19 protein-coding genes and 3 tRNA genes are annotated in these 20,783 nt (G+C 65.3%); 16 read left to right on the top strand and 6 right to left on the bottom strand.

Annotation, left to right across the window (positions count from 1 at the left end):
- Positions 1-24 precede the first annotated feature (24 nt).
- From pal to BM252_RS27805, 8 genes are all read left to right on the top strand, one after another.
- Entirely contained in the window at positions 25-552 is a 528-nt protein-coding gene (pal, locus tag BM252_RS27840) for a peptidoglycan-associated lipoprotein Pal (protein ID WP_093390936.1), read from the top strand.
- Between the two features lie 107 nt (positions 553-659).
- A complete protein-coding gene (gene ybgF, locus BM252_RS27835) occupies positions 660-1,415 on the top strand; it encodes a tol-pal system protein YbgF (RefSeq protein WP_093390934.1) in 756 nt (251 codons plus the stop codon).
- A 138-nt stretch (positions 1,416-1,553) separates the two neighbouring features.
- Positions 1,554-1,629: transfer RNA gene (locus tag BM252_RS27830), tRNA-Lys, on the top strand.
- 63 nt (positions 1,630-1,692) lie between these two features.
- Positions 1,693-1,768 (top strand) — tRNA-Lys (locus tag BM252_RS27825).
- A gap of 68 nt (positions 1,769-1,836) precedes the next feature.
- Positions 1,837-2,094 (top strand): hypothetical protein, encoded by a 258-nt coding sequence (locus BM252_RS27820; RefSeq protein WP_093390933.1) that lies wholly within the window; start codon positions 1,837-1,839, stop codon positions 2,092-2,094.
- A 124-nt stretch (positions 2,095-2,218) separates the two neighbouring features.
- The gene (gene relB / locus BM252_RS27815) at positions 2,219-2,422 is read left to right on the top strand and encodes a type II toxin-antitoxin system RelB family antitoxin (protein ID WP_093390931.1); all 204 of its coding nucleotides are present in this window, start codon (positions 2,219-2,221) and stop codon (positions 2,420-2,422) included.
- Positions 2,397-2,672 (top strand): type II toxin-antitoxin system RelE/ParE family toxin, encoded by a 276-nt coding sequence (locus BM252_RS27810; RefSeq protein WP_093390930.1) that lies wholly within the window; start codon positions 2,397-2,399, stop codon positions 2,670-2,672. The genes relB and BM252_RS27810 overlap by 26 nt, the downstream gene beginning before the upstream one ends.
- A 157-nt stretch (positions 2,673-2,829) precedes the next feature.
- A complete protein-coding gene (locus tag BM252_RS27805) occupies positions 2,830-3,417 on the top strand; it encodes a hypothetical protein (RefSeq protein WP_139236786.1) in 588 nt (195 codons plus the stop codon).
- A 68-nt stretch (positions 3,418-3,485) separates the two neighbouring features.
- Here BM252_RS27805 and BM252_RS27800 read toward each other — a convergent pair whose 3' ends face one another.
- Positions 3,486-3,779: a BrnA antitoxin family protein gene (locus BM252_RS27800; RefSeq protein ID WP_093390927.1), complete on the bottom strand. Its 294-nt coding sequence runs from the start codon at positions 3,777-3,779 to the stop codon at positions 3,486-3,488.
- A 213-nt stretch (positions 3,780-3,992) separates the two neighbouring features.
- Between BM252_RS27800 and BM252_RS27795 the strand changes: the two genes are divergently transcribed.
- Both BM252_RS27795 and BM252_RS27790 read left to right on the top strand, forming a co-directional pair.
- On the top strand, positions 3,993-5,090 hold the full coding sequence (locus BM252_RS27795) for a tetratricopeptide repeat protein (protein ID WP_139236785.1): 1,098 nt from the start codon (positions 3,993-3,995) through the stop codon (positions 5,088-5,090).
- 214 nt (positions 5,091-5,304) lie between these two features.
- Positions 5,305-7,491 carry a hypothetical protein gene (locus BM252_RS27790; RefSeq protein WP_093390924.1) on the top strand — a complete coding sequence of 729 codons (2,187 nt, stop codon included), beginning with the start codon at positions 5,305-5,307 and terminating at the stop codon, positions 7,489-7,491.
- 153 nt (positions 7,492-7,644) lie between these two features.
- Here the strand turns inward: BM252_RS27790 and BM252_RS27785 are convergent, their stop codons facing one another.
- Positions 7,645-8,226 carry a TetR/AcrR family transcriptional regulator gene (locus BM252_RS27785; RefSeq protein ID WP_217429976.1) on the bottom strand — a complete coding sequence of 194 codons (582 nt, stop codon included), beginning with the start codon at positions 8,224-8,226 and terminating at the stop codon, positions 7,645-7,647.
- A gap of 100 nt (positions 8,227-8,326) precedes the next feature.
- Between BM252_RS27785 and BM252_RS27780 the strand changes: the two genes are divergently transcribed.
- From BM252_RS27780 to BM252_RS27770, 3 genes are all read left to right on the top strand, one after another.
- Complete coding sequence (locus BM252_RS27780) at positions 8,327-8,911, top strand: NAD(P)H-dependent oxidoreductase (protein ID WP_217429975.1); 585 nt, start codon at positions 8,327-8,329, stop codon at positions 8,909-8,911.
- Between the two features lie 297 nt (positions 8,912-9,208).
- Complete coding sequence (locus BM252_RS27775; protein ID WP_245774487.1) at positions 9,209-12,253, top strand: M12 family metallo-peptidase; 3,045 nt, start codon at positions 9,209-9,211, stop codon at positions 12,251-12,253.
- 94 nt (positions 12,254-12,347) lie between these two features.
- Positions 12,348-12,929, top strand: coding sequence for a cohesin domain-containing protein (locus tag BM252_RS27770; RefSeq protein ID WP_093390920.1), 582 nt, complete (start codon positions 12,348-12,350; stop codon positions 12,927-12,929).
- A 71-nt stretch (positions 12,930-13,000) separates the two neighbouring features.
- Here BM252_RS27770 and BM252_RS27765 read toward each other — a convergent pair whose 3' ends face one another.
- A complete protein-coding gene (locus BM252_RS27765; RefSeq protein WP_093390919.1) occupies positions 13,001-14,998 on the bottom strand; it encodes a helicase-related protein in 1,998 nt (665 codons plus the stop codon).
- A 105-nt stretch (positions 14,999-15,103) separates the two neighbouring features.
- Between BM252_RS27765 and BM252_RS27760 the strand changes: the two genes are divergently transcribed.
- Positions 15,104-15,179, top strand: a tRNA-Lys gene (locus tag BM252_RS27760).
- A 109-nt stretch (positions 15,180-15,288) separates the two neighbouring features.
- On the opposite strand, the gene BM252_RS27755 is transcribed toward BM252_RS27760, so the two are convergent.
- Positions 15,289-16,101, bottom strand: coding sequence for a substrate-binding periplasmic protein (locus BM252_RS27755; protein ID WP_174900708.1), 813 nt, complete (start codon positions 16,099-16,101; stop codon positions 15,289-15,291).
- A gap of 63 nt (positions 16,102-16,164) precedes the next feature.
- Positions 16,165-17,019: a lipase family protein gene (locus tag BM252_RS27750; RefSeq protein ID WP_174900707.1), complete on the bottom strand. Its 855-nt coding sequence runs from the start codon at positions 17,017-17,019 to the stop codon at positions 16,165-16,167.
- A 195-nt stretch (positions 17,020-17,214) separates the two neighbouring features.
- On the opposite strand from BM252_RS27750, the gene BM252_RS27745 reads away from it, so the two are divergent.
- On the top strand, positions 17,215-17,829 hold the full coding sequence (locus tag BM252_RS27745; RefSeq protein WP_093390914.1) for an IMPACT family protein: 615 nt from the start codon (positions 17,215-17,217) through the stop codon (positions 17,827-17,829).
- Between the two features lie 7 nt (positions 17,830-17,836).
- Here the strand turns inward: BM252_RS27745 and BM252_RS32075 are convergent, their stop codons facing one another.
- Entirely contained in the window at positions 17,837-19,468 is a 1,632-nt protein-coding gene (locus BM252_RS32075) for a methyl-accepting chemotaxis protein (RefSeq protein ID WP_093390913.1), read from the bottom strand.
- Positions 19,469-19,790: 322 nt separating this feature from the next.
- Between BM252_RS32075 and ppk2 the strand changes: the two genes are divergently transcribed.
- Entirely contained in the window at positions 19,791-20,699 is a 909-nt protein-coding gene (gene ppk2 / locus BM252_RS27735) for a polyphosphate kinase 2 (RefSeq protein ID WP_093390950.1), read from the top strand.
- The last annotated feature ends 84 nt before the right edge of the window (positions 20,700-20,783 follow it).

The raw sequence follows: 20,783 nt of genomic DNA, 5'->3' as shown, positions 1-20,783 counted from the left end.
TAGTCCACAACCAGGAGAGTCAACATGCGTAAAGTAAGCAGCTTAGCCTTCATCATCACCACCGCCGCCGTTCTGTCGGCTTGCAGCAGCACCCCGGTCAAAGAAACCACCCCGGTCCCAGTGGTCGAGCGCGCCCCGGAAAAAGCCCCGGTGGCCGACACCCGCACCGTCGCCCCGGTCGAAACCAAATCGATCGATCCACTGGACGATCCAAAAGGCGTGCTGGCCAACCGCAGCGTCTACTTCGACTTCGACAAGTACGTCGTGCGTGAAGACGGCAAGCCAGTGGTCGAGAACCACTCGCAATACCTGAGCAAAAACAAAGCCCGCTCGATCCTGATCCAAGGTAACACCGACGAACGCGGCGGCGCCGAGTACAACCTGGCCCTGGGCCAGAAACGTGCCGAAGCCGTGCGCAAGGCGATGACCACCCTGGGCGTACCGGAATCGCAAGTCGAAGCCGTCTCGCTGGGCAAAGAAAAGCCAAAAGCCACCGGCAGCAACGAAGAAGCATGGGCACAAAACCGTCGTGCCGACATCGTCTACAAGTAATTTGATCTTCCCACTTGCCGGCTCACAGGCATAATACGGGGCGACATGCGGATCAGACCGCGTGTCGCCCCGTTTCCATTGCCCGATCCGTTTTGAAAGCGCCCGACATGATGACATTCTCCAAATCCGGCTTGGCCGCCGCCGCGCTGGCCGCACTGAGCTGCCTGCCGCTGCACGCCTCGGCCGCCCTGTTCGACGACGACGAGGCCCGCAAGGCCATCATCGACCTGCGCGCCAAGGTCGACGTCATCGCCCGCGACATCAACAGCCGCATCGACACCAAGGCCGACAAGTCGGCCACGCTGGACCTGCTGAACCAGAACGAAACCACGCTGGGCGAGATCGCCAAGCTGCGCGGCCAGCTCGAAGTGCTGGCCAACGAACTGGCCAACGCGCAAAAGCGCCAGAAGGACTTCTACGTCGACCTCGACACCCGCCTGCGCAAGCTCGAGCCGCGCCAGATCACCATCGACGGCAAGGCCGCCGAGGTCGACCCGTCCGAGCAGAAGAACTACGACGCCGCGCTGGGCCTGTTCAAGGCCGGCGACTACAAGACCGCCGCCACCGCGCTGCAGGACTTCGTGCGCCAGTTCCCCGCCTCCGGCTACGCCGCCAACGCGCAGTACTGGCTGGGCAACGCCTACTACGCCCAGCGCGACTGCAAGAGCGCCATCGCCGCGCAGCAACTGGTGATCAAGAACTACCCGGACAGCCCGAAGGCCGCCGACGCCATGCTCAACATCGCCAGCTGCCAAACCGAGTTGAAGGACAAGGCCGCCAAGAAGACGCTGCAGGAGCTCATCAAGCAATACCCCGACTCCAGCGCCGCCGCCACCGCCAAGGAGCGCCTGGGCGCCAGATAAGGCCGCCACGGGCCGCCGCCGCCGCACCTTGGTGCCGCGCGCGGCGCGGCGGCCGCGGCGTTGCTGCGCCGGGGTCAATAAATTCCGGCGAGCATTTGACAGTTCCGGTCATTACCCCCTATAATCTCGCTTCTTCGGGGGTCGTTAGCTCAGCTGGTAGAGCAGCGGACTTTTAATCCGTTGGTCGCAGGTTCGAATCCCGCACGGCCTACCACCGAATTCAGCAGTGAATAGAACGGCAAACCACCGCCTTCTTAGTAGTACAGCGCAATACCTTGGGTCGTTAGCTCAGCTGGTAGAGCAGCGGACTTTTAATCCGTTGGTCGCAGGTTCGAATCCCGCACGGCCTACCAAGATACATCAGAAAAGCCAACCCTCGGGTTGGCTTTTCTGTTTCCAGTGATCCCACGAAAGCATCGCCATGACCTACGAAGAATTCCTTGACGAGGTAACCACCCTCCTCGCCGAAATGTACGACCTCGACGATGCCGCCGCGATCAAGCTGGTGGTGGACGCGCAAGCCGCCGATTTCTTTGTCGCGCACGACGACAAAGAAGAGATGCGCACCGTCGAGCAAGCCAAGCTGGACGCCGCCACGCTCTTCCAGGCCAAGCAGAACAAGGTGCAAACCCAACGCAAACAGCAACAGCGCCAGACCCAAAAGAAAAAGACGCCTTGATCGTCAGCGGTGCGCTTGCGGGGCCAACGGGGAAACCAGGCGGAGCTGCGGGCTTTTAATGCCTTGGTTAGCGGCAGCGCTCTCGCAGGTTTGGCGTGCTGCCCTGCCGTATAATTGCCCAATCATGAGCGAAAACCCATCCCCGATCGAGTCTGAGTTCGCGACGGCTGAAGAAGCCGAAGCCTACGACCGTTGGTTTCGGGCGAAAGTTCAAATGTCGATTGACGATCAACGCCCCACCGCCTCCCACGAGGATGTAATGGCTGCCCTCCGGAAGCTGATCGAAACGAAGCGCGACATCAATGCTTCCGATCCGATGGCAAACTGAAGCGCAAGCAGATGTGGCGACGATTCTCGCCTATATCGCGGAGCGCAGCCAGCGGGCTGCAACCGACCTCTACAACGAGATCGATCGCGCCGTCTCGCAGCTTCCGCATCACCCATATCTATACCGTCGGGGCCGGGTAGCTGGCACGCACGAAATGGTTGTCCATCCAAACTACGTTGTCGTGTACCGTGTTGACGCGACTGCGATAGAAATTCTTTCCGTCATCCATACACGCCAACAGTATCCCTGAGCTGTTCCAGCAACGATGAATCGGCGGCAGCATAGCGGCTGGCGCTCTTGCAGGTTTGGCGTGCGGCCCTGGCGCACCGGTATGTGTGACAATAGGTGCGTTTGTCGGCGGCGCTCTGGCGGCCTTCGGCGCCGGCTTTATATGGTAGAGCAAGCTCGTGAGATTACTTTCGACCTCAGAATTCACCGCACGGCTGGCGTCGCCCTATACGGATGCGAAGCTGGCGGCTTCCGAACTGCTGTTGGACGGCAAGCCCACCGGGCTGATCGTGACCGGAGCGGCGCTGGAAGCGGCCCTGGACTGGCAAGGCTGTCGCATCGCCTTCTTCACCGATGACATTCCCTTCGAAGACATGCTGCGGATCTATATGTTCGACGCCAGCATGACATTGGTCGATGCCGCTGTGCTCGGCGCGATGTACTCCACCGGCACGTTTGCCGAGCTAACCCTACAGCCACCGAATGCGCTGACGTTTCGCTTCTTCGGTGGCACCGCCTGGCGCATGGTGCTGCTCGGCGAACAGGAATTTTCCCTGCCCTTCCTCTCCGATCCGAGCGGCGTGAGTCGAGAGTTCAAATTCTTCAGGCATTTCCGGATTGAAGGCAAGCCGCAGCCTGGCGGAGCGCGGGACATTTCAGGTCAGGCCGAAACGATCACACGGAGGCAGACCGCCACAGCGCTACCGCGCCGCGCCTCGCGAAAACGCATTTCAAAATGGTATGACTCGTTCCTGATGAACGGCTGACGGTAGATTGCAACGCCCGTGGCCAGCGGCCGTCAAACTCGGTGACTCCTCAGCTGCGCAAGTTACCTTCAATGGGAACTGAGCCACTCCTTCAGCGCGTCATTCATGCGCGTCTGCCAGCCATCGCCGGTGGACTTGAACGCCGCCAGTACCTCGGCGTCAAACCGGATAGTCGTACTGACCTTGGTCCCGCTCCCCGCTGGCCTGCCGCGCCGTTTTCCCGCCTCCGCTTGCGCCTCGTCGCGTGACACAATTTTGTCGCCTATCCGCCAGACAGCCCTCTCAAAAAAATCGTCTGTCAGTTCCGGCGCATCGTCCGGATCAATCCAAATCTTGGGCGAATGTTGCGATTTCACGCTCATTTTCTTTCCTCATGCTGATGATTCCGCGCACTTGACCGCGCCGCGTCCAAACGACGACGACGACGACCCGCCCATCGAGATAGCCAACGATTAGTGTAGTAACAAATAATTAACGCTGCCAGGATTATTTGCAGTACCGAGTCGTCTACTTGACGATGTCAAACGCAGGCCGAAGCTGTATAGTTCGGACAACTCATCGTTACTTCCTGCGCCTTGAAAAAATCCATCACTGCTCTCTTCGCCGCGTCGCTGACCTGCCTGGCCTTCGCCGCCGATACACCGAGCCCGCCGCCTCCCCCAGCCTCAATCAATCCCTTGCAGCCCAGCGACCTCAGCGCGCCGGTGCTGGTGAAATGGAGCGACCGCAGCCTCGACAACGTCAGATTGTTTGCCGCCAACGGTCGGCCGTCCGCCGTCGGCGAGCTCTGCTCTCGTTACCGCCACGGCCGGGGCACGCCAAAGGATAACGCGGCCGCACTGCAATGGTGTACCAAGGGCGCGGCGCTGGAGCGGACCAGCGCGCAGGTCGCGCTTGCCGAAATGTATTACGACGGCATCGGCGTCAAGCGGGACCGCCAAACCGCGCTGCGCTGGTATTTGGCTGCGGACGAAACAGGCGGCGACGATGAGGCGCAGTACATGCTGTACACCATGTACGACAGCGGCCGGGCAGTTGCAAAGAATCGTCAAAAGGCGCTGGCCTACCTCAGCCAGGCGGCCAACGCGGGACATGAGCGCGCCATCGCCAAATCGAAAGAGTTAAACCCCGCCTGGCAACCGGACGCGGAACGGCCGCCCGAAGAATCGATTGCGCCGACGCCGGCCATGCCAACACAGCGCTTCAGGGCCAGAACCGGCCACTATTACGAGGCGCATTTCCGCTTCGACAAAAGCAAACGGCGCAGCTTCGAGCTGACGCTGGACAATCCCGGCCAGCACGAGCAATGGGCGCCGATGCTGTCCGTTTGCCTGACGGCCGAGTCGCCAAGCGACGCCGCCTGCCTGATGTTTGCCCGCAATATGCCCGGCGATGCTCGGCTGTACGCGTCCGCCAGCACGCTCGCCAGCGACAACCAGTCCCGCAGCGACGAACAAGAATTGGACGAGACCTTCAACGTCGGGGACAAGATACGCCTGGAGGTGTTCGTCGAAGGTCCGCAGATACACTTCCTGATCAACGGCACGCAGGAGTTGGTCCAGGATATCGTCTTCCAGCCAGAGCTGCTGCAACTCACCTGCTCCACCGCCGAGTGCGACATCAAATTTGAATCGGGCGGGCAGACTTCGCCAAACGATTTCCCCGGACGTTAGAAACGGCTTTCGTTCTTCAAGGCGCGTTGCCCCGGAATCCCATTGCTTGCCGCCAATGGAAATAAAATATACGGAAACAATATTATCTTGACAATAATACCCTGAAAACACATACTTGCCGCCCTAAAAGGATCAAGATCGCCTGCGGATTACTTCGCTAAACAGCCAAGCCGATGGCGATGCTACCCCTGAGACAACCTTCAAAGGCGCCGCCATGCTCCCATTTTCCATTCGCAACCTGACCGTCGCAGTTCTTGCCGCCATCATCGCGGGCTGCGGTGGTGGCGGCGGCGGTGGCAGCGATGCACCACCACCTCCTGTCGCGATTATCGACACCGACAAGGATGGCGTGGCCGACAGCGCCGACGCCGCCGCCAACGACCCGCTGTGCTCAGCGGCATCCGACGCCAGCAACGGCATCTGCTATCTCAGAACGCTGGCCAGTCCGCGCCTCAAAATCGTCGGCAACGCGGATGGGAAAATCGTTTTCAATTCCGAAGACGACGCATTGCGCCTGTACACGTACGACCTGAAGACGAAGCACTTCCTCGGCCGCGTGAACATCAGCGGTTATACCCCTAAGACCTATGCGTACTCCGCCGATCACGCGCGGGTGTATGTGGGAGATACGGATGGGAAGATACACAGCTACTCCGAATCGCTGCAGCAAAGCGCGACCATATTTGCCAGCGTGCCCGCCAGCGTCAATGGACTGGTCGCCGTCGGAAAATACCTCATGGCGCAGGACGATACCGGCGCCTGGGAGTCTCATCACTTGTTCGACAAGCTGGGGGCAAAGGTCGACAGCAAGGATTGGAACTACTACTCGCGGCATTACGACTGGAACCAAGCGACATCGACCCTGTACTTCTTCCGCGACAACAGCTCTCCCAACGACCTGATGTTCGAGGTGATCGACCAGGCCACTGGAAAAATCACCTCGTCCGGAGAATCGCCTTACCACGGCGCTTATTCAATTATCGGCCCGATTCGCTCGAATCCGGCTGGCACCAAAGTCTTGCTGGGAAGCGGAGACATTTACGCCGCGCCGGGCCTGACATGGCAAGGCAACATCGGCACCACCCCGGCCGATGCAGTCTGGATCGCCAACGACGAACTGCTGACCCTGTCTCCGTCCGCTGACAAGACGCGGCTGACGCGTTTTAGCGCGGCCCGGACCAAGGTGGAAGAGCTGTTGGTGGATGGCGAAGTGTTGGGCGTGTCGATCATTGGAAGCGCCAATTACCTGGTCGTAAAAAAAACCACCCACATCGAGATCGTCAATTACGTCCCGTCCGACGATACGGATGGCGATGGCGTCGCCAACCTCGCAGACAAATTCCCGCTCGACAAAACCGCCGCCGTCGATTCGGACAACGACGGCTACCCCGACGCCTTCCTGGGAGGCTTCACCGCCGCCGACAGCACGACCGGCTTGAACAAGGACTTCTATCCGAACGACGCCAGCTGTCACGCGTTCGACCAAGGGGATGGCGTGAACTGCAATGCCGCGCTGACGACGCCGGCTTACGTACCCGACCAGGTTTTCTCGGACGGCGCCGACACCATCTATCTTCTGAGCCGTCAACATGGGCGCCTGTATCGCTGGTCGAAGGCCACTGGCGCGTATCTCGCACCGCTGGTGATCGGCCAGAAGGTCAATCAGGCGACAGCGGTGCCGGACGTCGTCACCCTGTCGGCCGAGCACAAGCGCATCTACTTCGGCTATCAATCGGGCCTGATCACCTACATCAGCCTCGCCGGCGATCCACGCGAGACCCCCTTCGCCGTGCTTGCGACCCGGGTTGGCGGGCTGGCCTCGGTGGGAAACTACCTGCTGGCGCAAGACGACAGCGGAGCTTGGGCGAGCCATTACATTTTCGATAGCGCTGCGAAACTCACGGACAACAAGGAGTGGAACTATTTCTCGCGCTCCTACGCATGGAACCCTTCGCAATCGCGGGTGTACTTCTTCCGTGACGATACGAGCCCCAATGACCTGATGTACGAAACAATCGATCAGGCCACCGGCAAGATTGTTGGCAATGGTGACTCGCCGTATCATGGCGACTATCCCATTCAGGGTCCTATACGCGTTTCAGGCGGGGGCGGCCGCATCGTTATCGGCAGCGGCATTATTTACAGCACGAGCGATTTAACGATCGTCAAGTCGCTGGGATCGAGCTTTGTCGATGCCCAGTGGCTCGACGATGGCTCGCTGGTGACGATCGAAAGCATCGGCACGGGCAGTACCAAGGTGACCCTCTACAACGCCAGCTTGGCGATGGTCAAAAACCAGGTCTTCGCCGGCGCGCCCCATGCCCTGGTCAAGACCGGGGGCCGTATCTACGCGGTAACCGGCGTTGACGGCAAACCGATGATCAATTTCTTCGTTCCCTGACCTGCCCGCCGGATGCCAAGCACGGCGGCGGCGACCTGTTCGTCAGCCAGCATCCGTGCGGCTTCTTGCCCAGTAAAATCGAGGGCTTTCAATCCGCCGGGGAGCACCGAACGATAGCGCGGCGGCGCTGGCCCGCCGGCGGCGGCCGGCGCGCTACGAGCTCGGCAACAACCATGCCCGAAGATAGGCCAGATAGCGCTCCCGCAGCGGCAGCGTATTGTTGAGCGCGCAGAACCTGAGGGCGACGACCTGCATCGACAGCGCCTCGAAGCCCTCGATCAAAATCTCCGGCGCCACATCGGTGCGAAACCATCCGCAGGGCAACCACTTGCCGACGATCTGCCCGAGCCGGCCGAAGGTCATGGCGATCGGGCCGATCTCTTCCATCGCGGCGGCGCCGGAACGGCGCAAAATCACGTCGAAGACGTAGCGTTCCGCAGCCATGAACGCCAACAGCGGCAGCATGGCGTCGGCGAGCTGCTGCACATCCCGCGGCGCCGGCAGCGCGTCGAGCCGATCCAGGCAGAGGTTGATGCGCTCGCCGATCAGCTGGTCCATGAGCGTGTCCTTGTCCGCGAAGTGGGCGAAGAAAGTCCCCTTGGCCACGCCGGCGCGCTGCACCAACTCCTCGATGCGCAGCGCCTGGTAGCCGCCGGCGGACACCAACTCGCGCGCCGCCGCCATCAGGCGCACGCGCGTTTCGATCGTTCTTTGCTGCAAAGCTTTTTTCATCATCCCACTATCGCATAAAAAATGACCAAGGTCAAAATTTCCATTGACCACGGTCGTTTTTTACTAGAATATGACCATGGTCAATTTTTAGGAGATGGCGAAAGTGAAACGCATTTACATTCTGAACGGACACCCCGCCGAAAAATCGCTCTCGCGCACCTTCGCCGAGATCTACGCGCTGGCCGCCCGTGGCGCCGGCCACGAGGTGCGCCTGACCCACTTGCACGACCTGGCCTTCGACAGCGATTTCGGCTTTGCCGGCTACACCCAGTTAAAGCCGCTGGAACCCGACCTTGAGCAAGTATTGGCGGACATGGCGTGGAGTGAACACTTCGTCCTTGCCACACCGATGTGGTGGGGCGGCCTGCCGGCCAAGCTCAAGGGGCTGATCGACCGCGCCTTCCTGCCCGGCCGCACCTTCGACACGCACGACATGAAGTTCGGCCTGCCCGCGCCCATGCTCGGCGGGCGCAGCGCGCGCGTCATCCTGACCTCCGACACGCCGGGCTGGTTCATGCGGCTGGCCTACAAGAACGCCCTGCTGTGGCAACTGCGCCGACAAATCCTCGGCTTTGTCGGCTTCAAACCCTCGCGGTTCACCCATTTTTCGATGGCCAGCCATGTCAAGTCCGCCGTGCTTGACCGCTGGCTGGACCAGGTAAGAAAGATCGGCGCGAACGCCGGCTGAAGCTGGCCTGGCGGAACACGCCGACCACCTGCGACAGGCTGGCTGCCGCTGCACGCTAGCGGCGGCGGCCTGCTCGACCAGGGCCGCGTGCGGTGGGGCGGCTAGCAAGACAGTATCGAAAAATACACAAAACAGCGAAATTATACTTGTGACAAGTTGCCAATTCTGAAATACTCGGATTGCGCTCAATTCATTGCCATATTCATAAGGATTATTTTGGATGCGGCAATTCTGTTCAGTGGCACAGGGAGAGTACGTAGTTCTTTTTAATAATTCCAAAACCTTAAAGGACACCGCATGAGACTGAGAACTTCCGCAAATCCGTCGACCATCGCCAGCCCCACCCGGGCCGGCGACCTGCTGCGCCGCTCCGGCGCGGGCGGGATGTTGACCCTGTGTGTGGCGTTGGCCTGGGGCTTCGCCAGCCCGGCCGCCGTGGCCGCCCAGGGCAAGGTCAGTCCCGTGCAAGCACAAGCCAGCGGCGCCTTCTGGCAGGACGTCGCCGACGCGCCGGCCCGCCGCGGCGCCGCCAAGGCCGCCAAGGCCGCCGTGGGCAACGTCAACGCCGTCAACCCGCGCAGCTTCCACGGCGCCACCTTGGACCGCGCCGGCCTGGCCGCGCTGGCCGCCGGCGCGCCGCTCGAACGCAGCGCCGCCGCCGCCGTTACCCAACTGACCATCGCCCTGCCCCACCCCGACGGCGGCTACCAGCGCTTCGCCATCGTCGAGTCGCCGGTGATGGAGGCCGGCCTGGCCGCCAAGCACCCCGAGATCAAAACCTTCGCCGGCAAGGGCATCGACGACCCCAGCGCCAGCCTGCGCATGGACCTGAGCCCGCTCGGCCTGCACGCCTCGATCCGTTCGCCGCAGGGCGCCTGGTACGTCGACCCGTATATCCATCTGGACGACAGCCTGCACGCCAGCTACCACGCGCGCGACCTGCCGAACCCGCACGGCGCACTGCGCGAGGGCCTGATCAACGAACCGCAGGTGGTGCTGGCGCGCAGCTTCTACCACGCCGGCGACGCCCTCGAGGTGCGCGCCATCGGCTTCGCGCCCGGCGCCTCGGTCAGCATCAACGTGCACAACCCGGACAGCGATGCCGGCCCGCGCCAAAGCGTGGTGGCCCTGGCCGACCAGAATGGCATCGTCTCGGTCACGCTGCAGGCCGATCCGTCGCGCAACAGCGGCGCCTACGAGGTGACCGCCTCCGACGGCAGCAACAGCAGCAGCGCCTCCTACCACGTCGTGCCCGACGAGGCCGCCACCAACGCCGCCAGCGGCACCCAGCTGCGCACCTATCGGCTGGCGCTGCTGACCGATCCGTCCTACGCCAGCTACTTCGGCGGCGCCGCCAACGTGACGGCGGCCAAGGTGTCGCTGATCAACCGCGTCACCCAGGTCTACGAGGACGAGACCTCGATCCGCCTCATGCTGATCAACAACAACGACGCCCTCAACCTGGACACGGCGGCGCAAATGACCGGCAGCAACGGCCCCTGCGGCGGCGCGGCCTGCTTCACCGCCAGCCAGGCGACCGGCTGCAGCAGCGCCACGCTGAGCCGCAACCGCGTGGTGGTCGGCCTGCTGGCCGGCGCCAGCAACTACGACATCGGCCACATCGCGCTCGGCCTCAACGGCGGCGGCATCGCCAGCCTGGGCGTGGTCGGCGCCGGCTCGAAGGCGCAGGGTTGCACCGGCGTGCCCACCCCGGTCGGCGACTACTACGCGGTCGACTACGTGGCGCACGAGATGGGCCACCAGTTCGCCGGCAACCACACCTTCAACGGCGTCACCGGCAGCTGCAGCGGCGGCAACCGCAACCCCGCCACCTCGGTCGAGCCGGGCAGCGGCTCGTCGATCATGGCCTACGCCGGTATCTGCGGCGGCGACAACCTGCAGCCGCACAGCGACGCCTACTGGTCGCAGCGCAGCTTCGACGAGATCGTCGCCTACACCTCCTCGGCCGAGAGCAACATCAACGAGGTGCAGATGGCCGCGCTGACCGGCTTCGCCAACAACGGCCAGCAGTTCCAGCTGCGCTACAACGGCGCCGACTCGGCGCCCATCGTGCGCGGCACGAACTTCACCACCAGCGGCATCAAGGCCGCCATCCAGGGCATCGCCGGCTGGCCGGTCGGCGCCACCGTCACCGTCAGCACGCTGGGCGACAACGCCTTCACCATCACCTTCGGCGGCGCGCTGGCGGCCAACAACGTCGCCACGCTGCAGCTGGTGAACTGCTCGGCAGGCTGCAGCGGCTACGTCGGCGAGATCACCGCCGGCGGCCAGACCAGCCGCCGTGGCGCCGCCAGCGCCAGCGGCAACGCCGCGCCGCTGGTCAGCGCGCCGGCCGGCTACACCATCCCCGTGCGCACGCCGTTCGCCCTGAGCGGCAGCGCCAGCGACGCCGACGGCGACGCCCTGAGCTACATGTGGGAGCAGAACGACGCCGGCGCCGGCAGCGGCACCGGCCTGCTCAGCAACAACAAGCTCAACGGTCCGCTGTTCCGCCAGTTCGGCGTGCGCGCCGTGGTCAGCGAGGACGACGCCATCCAATACGGTTCGCCCGGCCAGAACCACGCCAGCACCAATCCGACCCGGGTCTTCCCCGACCTGGCGCAGATCCTGGCCAACAACACCAACGCCGAAACCGGCGCCTGCCCGACCCCGGCCGCCACGCCGACCCCGGCCCACATCGAGTGCTATTCGGAGTTCCTGCCGACAGCCAGCTATGTCGGCACGGCAGCCGGCAACGCCAACCCGGCCGCGCTGAACTTCCGCCTGACGGCGCGCGACGGCCGTGGCGGCGTCAACAGCGCCGCCACCACGCTGGTGCTGGCGCCCAACGCCGGCCCCTTCCTGGTCACCTGGCCCAACAGCGCGGTGGTGCTCGACGCCGGCTCGACGCAGACGGTGACCTGGTCGGTGGCCAACACCAACGTCGCGCCGGTCGGCACCACGGACGTCAAGATCAGCCTGTCGACCGACGGCGGCGCCAGCTTCCCGCACGTGCTGGCGGCCAGCACGCCCAACAACGGCAGCAAGGCGGTGACGCTGCCGCTGCTGGCCAGCGACAAGGCGCGCATCAAGGTCGAGGCGGTCGGCAACGTCTTCTTCGACCTCTCCAACGCCGACTTCAGCATCCGCCTGGCGGGCGACTTGAACGCCGACGGCGCCGTCAACTGCGCCGACCTGGCCATCGTCAAGGCGGCCATGGGCAAGCGCAGCGGCCAGCCGGGTTATGATGCGCGCGCCGACCTCAACCACGACGGCGTGGTCGACATCCGCGACCTGAGCGCCGTGGCGCAGAAGGTCGCCGGCGCCAAGTCCTGCAACTAAAGCTCCACGGCCGGCCGGCGCCAAGCGGCGCCGCGCCGGCCGCTCACCCGATATGCACCGATACCAACGCCCCGAGGGCAAGGAGAATTTTGTTATGAAGATTTGGACAACCCGCAAGACCCAGCTGGCCATCGCGCTGTTGCTGGCCGCCGCCGCCGGCCAGGCCGCCGCCGATGCCGTGCTGTCGCTGCACGCGTCGAAGAACCCGGCGGTGCTGGGATCGACGGTCGAACTGGACGTGGCCATCGCCGACGTCACCGACCTGTACGCCTACCAGTTCTCCTTGTCGTTCGACCCGACGCTGCTGCGCGCCACCGGCGCCAATGTCGGCTCCTTCCTCGGTGCCGTCTCCTTCGGCGACACCGGATCTGTCGACAACACGCTGGGCAAGATCTCCTTCACCTTCGCCACCTTGCTCGGCGTGCGTCCTGGCGTCAGCGGCGGCGGCCAGCTGGCCCACTTCAGCTTCAACGTGATCGGCGTCGGCAGCGGAGCGCTGAATTTCTCCGACGTGCTGTTGCTCGACCCGAATCTGAAGGAGCTCCCGGCGACGCTCCAGCCGATGTCGCTGCAAACGCTGGCCGTGCCCGAACCGGAGGCCTACCTGATGTTGGGCGTCGGCCTGGTCGGCCTGGCGGCGCTGCGCCGGCGCCAGCTTAAACAGCCGGCCGCCTAAGCCCCCCCCAGCGAGCGGCCGGAACGCCGCCGGGTTAAACAAAACCCGGCGGCGTTTCGCCTTCGGCAGGTTTACGGCCGCCGACGTTTCAAGCTGGAGGCCTTCGGCGCGCGCCGCCGCGCCGTGGCGTTCTGCAGCTGCAGCAGCTGGTCGACCCGGCTCGAGGCCTCGCGCGACAGCAGTTGCGCCAGCTCGGCGTCGGGGAAGTAGTCCGGCAGGCGGTAGGCCAGCCAGGCGTAGGCCGAGTACAAGCGGCAGGTGTCCTCCACCTGCTGCAGGTTGAGCTGGCCGATCTGGTTACGCTCGCCGCCCAGGCGCATGGTCTTCTTGCGCGACAGCGCCGTCGCCCAGCCCTCCCAGGCGTGCTGCAGCGAGGCCACCTTGGTCGACACCGGCACCAGCGACAGCACGAACTTCTCGGCCACCGTCAACTCCAACGTGTCGAGCCAGGCGGCGCGGTCGAACTGGTCCTCGGTGATGCGCGGGTAGAAGAAGCCGTCCGGCACGTCGATGTTGTGGACGAAGCGCTTGAGCAGCTTGGCCAGCGCCTGCTCGCCGGTGGCCGCCGCGATGCGGTGCAGGTGCTCCAGCGTGGGCGCCACGGCGAAGCCGTTGGCCTTCAGCGGCACCGGCTTCTCGCGCAGCAGCTCGCGCATCACCTTGTGGGTTTCCTCGTCGTAGCCGGCCACCAGCCCCTCCTCGTGCACGCCGTAGCGGCCGGCGCGGCCGGCGATCTGGCGCGCCAGCGCGGCCGGGATCTCCTCCTCGTCAACGCCGTTGTACTTGACCGTGGTGGTCATGACGATGCGGGCGATCGGCATGTTCAGGCCCATGGCGATGGCGTCGGTGCCGACCACCACGTCGGCCTCGCCGTCGCGGAAGCGCTGCGCCTGGGCGCGCCGCACCTCCGGCGACAAGTTGCCGTAAACGGTGGCCACCGACAGGCCCATCTCCGTCACCAGGTCGCACCACTTGAGCACCTCGCGGCGCGAGAAGGCGATCACCGCGTCGCCCCGGCGCAGGTTGCGCACCTTGCGCACGGCCATCGGCTCCATCGCCAACGGCCCCTTGCGCTTGAGCAGGTGCACCTCCAGCGGACACTCCAGCCGCGCCGCCAACGCCTCGATGGCGGCGCGCGCCTCGGGCGCGCCGACCAGGTAGACGGTGCGCGCCGGCGCGCCGCAGACGGCGGCGGTCCAGGCGGCGCCACGGTCGCGGTCGCCCAGCATCTGGATCTCGTCGATCACTGCCACGTCGACCGGGGTGCGCGTGTCGAGCATCTCGACGGTGCTGGCGACGTGGCAGGCGCCGGGCGTCAGGCGGCGCTCCTCGCCCGTCACCAGGCTGACGGCGAGCGGCTTGCCGTGCCGCTGCACGGCCTGCAGGCGCTCGTAGTTCTCCAGCGCCAGCAGGCGCAGCGGCGCCAGGTAGACACCGCTGTCGGCCTTGGCCAGCGCCTCGATGGCCTGGTGGGTCTTGCCCGAGTTGGTCGGCCCGAGCAGCGCGATGAAGCGGCGCGGCAGGCGCCGCGCCATCTCGAACGAGGCCGGGTACTCGGCCAGGTTGATGCTCTGCTTGGTGCGCTCGGCGTGGCGCTCCTCCACCTCGCGCTCGACGGCGTGCTCGAAGCGCTGGCGGATGCGGTCGAACACGGCGCCGGCCGGCTCGGCCAGCGGCGTGTCGGCCAGCGCGCGCAGGAAGGGCGCCGGGTCCATCTCGCAGTCCTCGCACAGGCCGAGCAGCTCGGCGACGAAGTCGGCGGCGGCGGCGTGCAGCTCGGCGACGGCGTCGGCGCCGGTGCGCTCGGCCAGCAGCGCGGCGCGCGCCCCGGCGTCGAACTTGCGCCACTTCGACGGCTTGGCCAGCACGCCCTGCGCCGGCACCAGCTCGTAGGGCACCTGGCGGCCGTCGCAGTGCACCGTGCCGGCAAAGCGCAGGAACACCCGGCCCTCCATGCGCGCCAGCGAGATGCCGCGCGCCTCCAGGCCGAGTTGGCGGCACAGGTCGTCGTCGTCGCCCTGCTCGGGGTCGTGGCTGGCGTGGGGCGGGAGGGGGATCGGCTGGGTCATGGCGGGCTGGGCAAGTTGATACGCGGCGGATTATAACGCGCCGCGCGCCGCCGCCGGGACGCCACTTGCGGATTCACCAAAGCGGCGTTACAATAGCGCCCCTCCGGGTCGTTAGCTCAGCTGGTAGAGCAGCGGACTTTTAATCCGTTGGTCGCAGGTTCGAATCCCGCACGGCCTACCACGGATTCAGCAGCACAGAAAAGGGTTAGTGAGCGCAAGCTTGCTAACCCTTTTTGCATCTGCGCGAAAAACATTCCCTCGCCGCAGGCATGGCGGCGCGGCGCCGCAGCTCAGGGCGCGCTGCCGAGGTACTGCTTGACGATAGCGTCGTAGGTGCCGTTGGCGCGGATGATCTTCAGGCCGGCATTGAAGCCGTCGCGCACGCGCGCCTCGCGGAACACCGCCTTGCGCGGGCTTTCCGGGAAGATCCTGTGCTGGGTCACCGCTTGCGTGCCATCGATCTGCGCTTCGAGCTTGCCGCTGAAGTAGCGGAAAATCAAATGGTCGCCCACCACCACGTCGATCCGCCCCATGAAGAGCAGCTTGTCCTGCGTGATCTGCGAGGCATATTCCCTGTAGCCCTGGTGCTTGCTGGCGACCAGGCGGAAGCGTTCGCCGAGCAACATGCTGGCGCTCTGGAACGCCGCCACCGAATAATTCGCCAAGTCCTCGATGCGCCGGATGTCCAGATGGCGGCTGCTGAGCGTGGTCGCGACGTTTTGGTAAACGATATACGTGTCGGTGAAGTAGTCCTGGCCGCCGATCCCCTCGTTGGTCGACAGCATGCCGTCGAGCTGGCCGCCGCGCAGCATCGCCAGGGCGCGCGTCTGCGGCAGCAACTGGCCGACCAGCTTGTAGCCGCCGGCGGCCAGCGCCTGCTTGGCGATGTCGTAGTCCAGGCCGGCCTCGCCCGACTCCATGATGTAGGGCGGCTTGGGCAGGCCCATGCCGACATGCACGTCCTGCAGGCCGGCGCCGTGCGCGCGCGCCGCGCAACCCAACGCGCCGGCGCAGGCGACGGCGCGCGCGATGGCGCGGGTGAGGGCGAAAAGCGAGCGCTTCCCCGCTCGCGCTGGCGACTGTGACGGACGGTGCAAAGGCATGCTGCCCCCATGCTGTGGCTGGTAGCCAACACAATACACCATGCCGCGCGGCAGCCCGCCCCCTCAGCGTACGAAGGCGCGCACGTAGTTGATCGGCGAGTGGTCGGCCAGGTCGCGCACGCCGACGTTGTGGCGCCGCCAGGCCTGCTCGAGCAGGTAGTGCATGCGCGCCGACGCCCGGTCGCGCTCGATGGCGTCGGCCGCCGGCGTGGCGCCGTGCAGCTCGCCGGCGTGGTCGATGTAGGACAGCTGGTCGATGTGCGCGTAGCCCAGGCTGACGTCGGGCGGCATGAACACCACCACGTCGCAGCAGTTGACGTAGCGCTCGACCCGGTCCGGCTGGAAGGTCGCGGCGAACGCGCGGTCGCCCACGCGCGGCGAGCCGAAGGTCACCAGGCGCGCGTCGGCGCGGCCGGCGCGCGAGGCGGCCAGGGTGGCCAGCGCGGCGCCCAGGCTGTGTCCGGTGAACCACAGCCGCGTCGCCGGGTTGGCGTCCAGCCAGCCGCGCACGGCGTCCCAGATGCTGTCGAGCGCGTTGAAGAAGCCGGTGTGCACCTTGCCGCCCTGCGGCCAGGCGTGCAGGCGGGAGTCGAGGTCGGTGCCGATGTCGGTGGGGTCGTCCATCTGCGTGCCACGGAACACCACGTAGGCGTCCTGGCCGTCCCGCGAGACGACGGCGAAGCCCTGGGTGCCGCTGCGCCGCGTCGAGAAGGTGTGCGCCTGGCCCAGCCCGCCCAGCGCCAGCGCCTGCTGCAGCGCGGCCTGCTCGGCGTCGCCGTTCTCGAAGCGGATGTAGGCCAGGCGCGACAGTTCGGCGCACAAGGCCGACGGCCGCAGGCCGGGGCCGCCAGCGCCAGCGAACACGGTCGGCTGGACTTCGGGGTGTTGCAGGGCTTCTCGCGTGGCGTTGTAATCCATGTCATCTCCGTCTGAAATTGGTCGAAGCACAAGGGTAGGCACTTTTCCGCCGCACATCAACGCACTTTGTAACGTTTTCATATTTACAACAAAAGCATGGCTTCCGGCAACACCGGCGCTGCGGCGCGGACGGCGGATACAATAGCGGCCGGGCCCGCCCGCCACCATTTGTCGAACCACCGTAATGATCGCCCCATGTCCTACACCATCGCCGCCGCCGGCCACCACGAACTGTTGATCAAAAAGAGCCGCTTCATCGCCTGCGTGCAACCGATGACAGACCGCGCCGCCGCGCAGCAGATCGTCGCCGGCCTGCGCGCCCAGCATCCGGACGCGGCCCATGTCTGCTGGGCGCTGCTGGCCGGCGGCCAGTCGGCGGCGGTCGACGACGGCGAACCGAGCGGCACGGCCGGCCGGCCCATGCTCGAGGTGTTGCGCCACCAGGACCTGGAGGGCGTGCTGGCGACGGTGGTGCGCTACTTCGGCGGCGTCAAGCTGGGCGCCGGCGGCCTGCTGCGCGCCTACACCGACGGCGTCGCCCAGGCCCTGCTGGCGACACAGAAGGTCGCCATCGTCCGCCTGCGCCGGCTGCGCTGCGCCGTGCCCTACGCGCTGGAGGGCCTGCTGCGCCACGAGATCGAGCTGGCCGGCGCGGCGCTGCACCAGGTGGCGCACGACGCCGAGGTGACGCTGGAGTTCAGCCTGCCCGACGATGCCGCCGCCGCCCTGCGCGCGCGGCTGGGCGAATCGGCCCACGGCCGCCTGCGCTGGCTCGGCGGCGACGAGGATGCCGCCGGCGACACCGCCTAGGCGCGGCCTAGACCGCGCGCAGGATCGCTTGCGTCGACGGGCGCGCCGCCGCCCCTGCCCGCGCCACGCGGCGCACGCCGGCCGCCACCACCACCGAACCGGCCAGCTTGAACACGCCGACCACCCGGCTTAACTGCACCGCCTGCTCCTCCAGCGAGCCGGCGGCGGCGGCGGCCTCCTCCACCAGCGCGGCGTTCTGCTGGGTGACGGTGTCGATCTGCACGATGGCCTGGTTGACCTGCTCGAGCCCGGCGCTCTGCTCGCGGGTCGCCGCCGTGATGTCGGCGACGATGGCGGCCACGCCGCGAATGCTCACCACCACCTCGTCCATCGTCAGTCCGGCCTGGTCGACCAGGCGCGCGCCCTGCGCCACCTGGTCGACCGAGGCGGAAATGAGCACCTTGATCTCCTTGGCGGCGGTGGCCGATCGCTGCGCCAGGTTGCGCACTTCCGAGGCGACCACCGCGAAGCCGCGGCCCTGCTCGCCGGCGCGGGCCGCCTCGACCGCCGCATTCAGCGCCAGGATGTTCGTCTGGAACGCGATGCCGTCGATGACGCCGATGATGTCGACAATCTTCTGCGACGAGGCGTTGATCATGCCCATCGTCTCGACCACCTGCGAGACGGCGCCGCCGCCCTTGACGGCGACGGCCGAGGCGGCGATCGCCAACTGGTTGGCCCGGTGCGAATTGTCGGTGTTTTGCTTGACGGTGCTGCTCAACTCCTCCATCGACGAGGCGGTCTCCTCGAGCGAACTGGCCTGCTGCTCGGTACGCACGGACAGGTCCATATTGCCGGTGGCGATCTCGGCGGACGCCGTGCTGATGGTCTCCGTGCTGGCGCGCACCTGTTCGACGATGCCGATCAGGCTTTCATTCATCTCCTTCATCGCCTGCAACAGCTGGCCGGTCTCGTCGCTCGAGTCCACCTCGATGTGTTGGCTCAGGTCGCCGGCGGCGACCGTCCGGGCGATCAGCACGGCGCGCCGGATCGGCGTGGTGATCGAAACGGTGGTGTACCAGGCGATGCCGGCGCCGAGCAGCACGGCGGCCGCACTGAGCAGCAACATCCACAGCCGCGCGCCGGCATAGCTTTCCTCGGCGGCCGCCTCGTCCCGCCCGCTTTTGTCCCTTTGCAGGACGATGAATTGCTCGATCGCCTCCTGCCACTTGGCGGTGGCGGGACCGGCCTGGTCGAGCAGGAACTTGGGCGCCGCCGCCTTGTCGGTGCGGCTGAGCTCGGCGAATTTGTCGTTGAGCGCGCGCGCCGCCAGTTGGTCGTCGTGGATCTTGGCGACGAAGTCGCGGCCGGCCTGGTCCAGCCGCATCTTCTGCAGCGTGTCGAAGGCCGTGTTGTAGCGCGAGCGCGCCTCGTCGATCTTCTTGTGCTCCTGCTCGGCCCGCGCCGCGTCGTCGAGCAGCGCGATGGTGCGCACGACGCGGGACACGATATGGGTCGACTTGGACATCTCCTCGAGCAAACCGATCTTGTAGGAATTGACGTCGACGATATGGTGGAGCTGCTCGTTGGAGCGGTGGATGCCGGCCACACCAAGCACAGTCACGCCAACCAGCAGCAGCAGGATCGCGGCGTAGCCGACCGCCAGACGCACACCAATTCTCAAGTTTGCGATTCGCATTTGAATTTCCTTTGAAGCGATAATTATGGACGAACAGGTTTGCAGATCAAACGGCGGGGGGGGCGAGGCAATTCGATGGATCGATGAAGACATCTTGCCTCGAACATTGATCAAAATCAACAAATTTATTAAAAAAAGTAAAAATATGTGTTTTTTGTGTTTTTCAATAAATTCAATGTTTTCTGCTGGCATGGCCTAAGGCACCGGTCGGCCCTGCTGTCACCGGTCGGTCATATTTGGCGAGTACATTCGTTCTGATCTCCAGGCCGCCAACCCCGCCGCCTGGCAGCCGACCATTCAGACGAAGGACGCCACCGTGAACTTGCAAGACCAGGAAATACTCAGCCGCATCCACCGCGACATCGCCGACAGCTACGACGAGGAGCTCGAACTGGAGCTGGAGGACCACCTGGAAGACGCCTACGCCGACCCGGCCGGCGGCCGCAGCGAGGCCGACAAGGCGGCGCGGCGCGCCTACTTCCGCGAGCTGTTCCGCCTGCAGGCCGAGCTGGTCAAGCTGCAGGACTGGGTGGTCGCCACCGGCCACAAGGTGGTGATCCTGTTCGAGGGCCGCGACGCCGCCGGCAAGGGTGGCGTCATCAAACGCATCACCCAGCGCCTCAATCCGCGCGTCTGCCGCGTCGCCGCCCTGCCCGCCCCCAACGACCGCGAGCGCACCCAGTGGTATTTCCAGCGCTACGTGTCGCACCTGCCGGCCGCCGGCGAGATCGTGCTGTTCGACCGCAGTTGGTACAACCGCGCCGGCGTCGAGCGGGTGATGAACTTCTGCACCGACGAGCAGTACGAGGAGTTCTTCCGCACCGTGCCCGAATTCGAACGCATGCTGGCGCGCTCGGGCATCCAGCTGGTCAAGTACTGGTTCTCCATCTCCGACGAGGAGCAGCACCTGCGCTTCCTTGGCCGCATCCACGACCCGCTCAAGCAGTGGAAGCTGAGCCCGATGGACCTGGAGTCGCGCCGCCGCTGGGAGGAGTACACCAAGGCCAAGGAGATCATGCTCGAACGCACCCACATCCCCGAGGCGCCTTGGTGGGTGGTGCAGGCGGTCGACAAGAAGCGCGCCCGCCTCAACTGCATCCACCACCTGCTGCAGCAAATGCCCTACGAGGAGGTGGCGCGCAGCAGCATCGACCTGCCGCAGCGCGAGCGCCACGACGACTACGAGCGCCAGCCGGTGCCGCAGGAAATCCTGGTGCCGGAAATCTACTAGCCGGCGGCCGGCGGCTAAGAAGGGTCAGACCCTAGGGTCTGACCCTGGATCTCGGCCTCTGGGTGGTGTGGAAGCCGCCGGCAC

It is taken from the genome of Rugamonas rubra (genome assembly GCF_900114705.1).
Taxonomy (GTDB): domain Bacteria; phylum Pseudomonadota; class Gammaproteobacteria; order Burkholderiales; family Burkholderiaceae_D; genus Rugamonas; species Rugamonas rubra.
The sequence above is the reverse complement of the archived record's forward strand: the minus strand, read 5'-3'. Positions and strand labels throughout refer to the sequence as shown.

Excerpts from the sequence above, each read along its gene's own strand:
- BM252_RS32075 (WP_093390913.1), bottom strand. The coding sequence starts at position 19,468 with ATGCGAATCGCAAACTTGAGAATTGGTGTGCGTCTGGCGGTCGGCTAC.
- BM252_RS27775 (WP_245774487.1), top strand. The coding sequence starts at position 9,209 with ATGAGACTGAGAACTTCCGCAAATCCGTCGACCATCGCCAGCCCCACC.
- BM252_RS27820 (WP_093390933.1), top strand. The coding sequence starts at position 1,837 with ATGACCTACGAAGAATTCCTTGACGAGGTAACCACCCTCCTCGCCGAA.
- BM252_RS27745 (WP_093390914.1), top strand. The coding sequence starts at position 17,215 with ATGTCCTACACCATCGCCGCCGCCGGCCACCACGAACTGTTGATCAAA.
- BM252_RS27800 (WP_093390927.1), bottom strand. The coding sequence starts at position 3,779 with ATGAGCGTGAAATCGCAACATTCGCCCAAGATTTGGATTGATCCGGAC.
- BM252_RS27810 (WP_093390930.1), top strand. The coding sequence starts at position 2,397 with ATGCTTCCGATCCGATGGCAAACTGAAGCGCAAGCAGATGTGGCGACG.
- BM252_RS27785 (WP_217429976.1), bottom strand. The coding sequence starts at position 8,226 with ATGATGAAAAAAGCTTTGCAGCAAAGAACGATCGAAACGCGCGTGCGC.
- BM252_RS27790 (WP_093390924.1), top strand. The coding sequence starts at position 5,305 with ATGCTCCCATTTTCCATTCGCAACCTGACCGTCGCAGTTCTTGCCGCC.
- pal (WP_093390936.1), top strand. The coding sequence starts at position 25 with ATGCGTAAAGTAAGCAGCTTAGCCTTCATCATCACCACCGCCGCCGTT.
- BM252_RS27750 (WP_174900707.1), bottom strand. The coding sequence starts at position 17,019 with ATGGATTACAACGCCACGCGAGAAGCCCTGCAACACCCCGAAGTCCAG.
- BM252_RS27755 (WP_174900708.1), bottom strand. The coding sequence starts at position 16,101 with ATGCCTTTGCACCGTCCGTCACAGTCGCCAGCGCGAGCGGGGAAGCGC.
- BM252_RS27770 (WP_093390920.1), top strand. The coding sequence starts at position 12,348 with ATGAAGATTTGGACAACCCGCAAGACCCAGCTGGCCATCGCGCTGTTG.
- ybgF (WP_093390934.1), top strand. The coding sequence starts at position 660 with ATGATGACATTCTCCAAATCCGGCTTGGCCGCCGCCGCGCTGGCCGCA.
- BM252_RS27765 (WP_093390919.1), bottom strand. The coding sequence starts at position 14,998 with ATGACCCAGCCGATCCCCCTCCCGCCCCACGCCAGCCACGACCCCGAG.
- relB (WP_093390931.1), top strand. The coding sequence starts at position 2,219 with ATGAGCGAAAACCCATCCCCGATCGAGTCTGAGTTCGCGACGGCTGAA.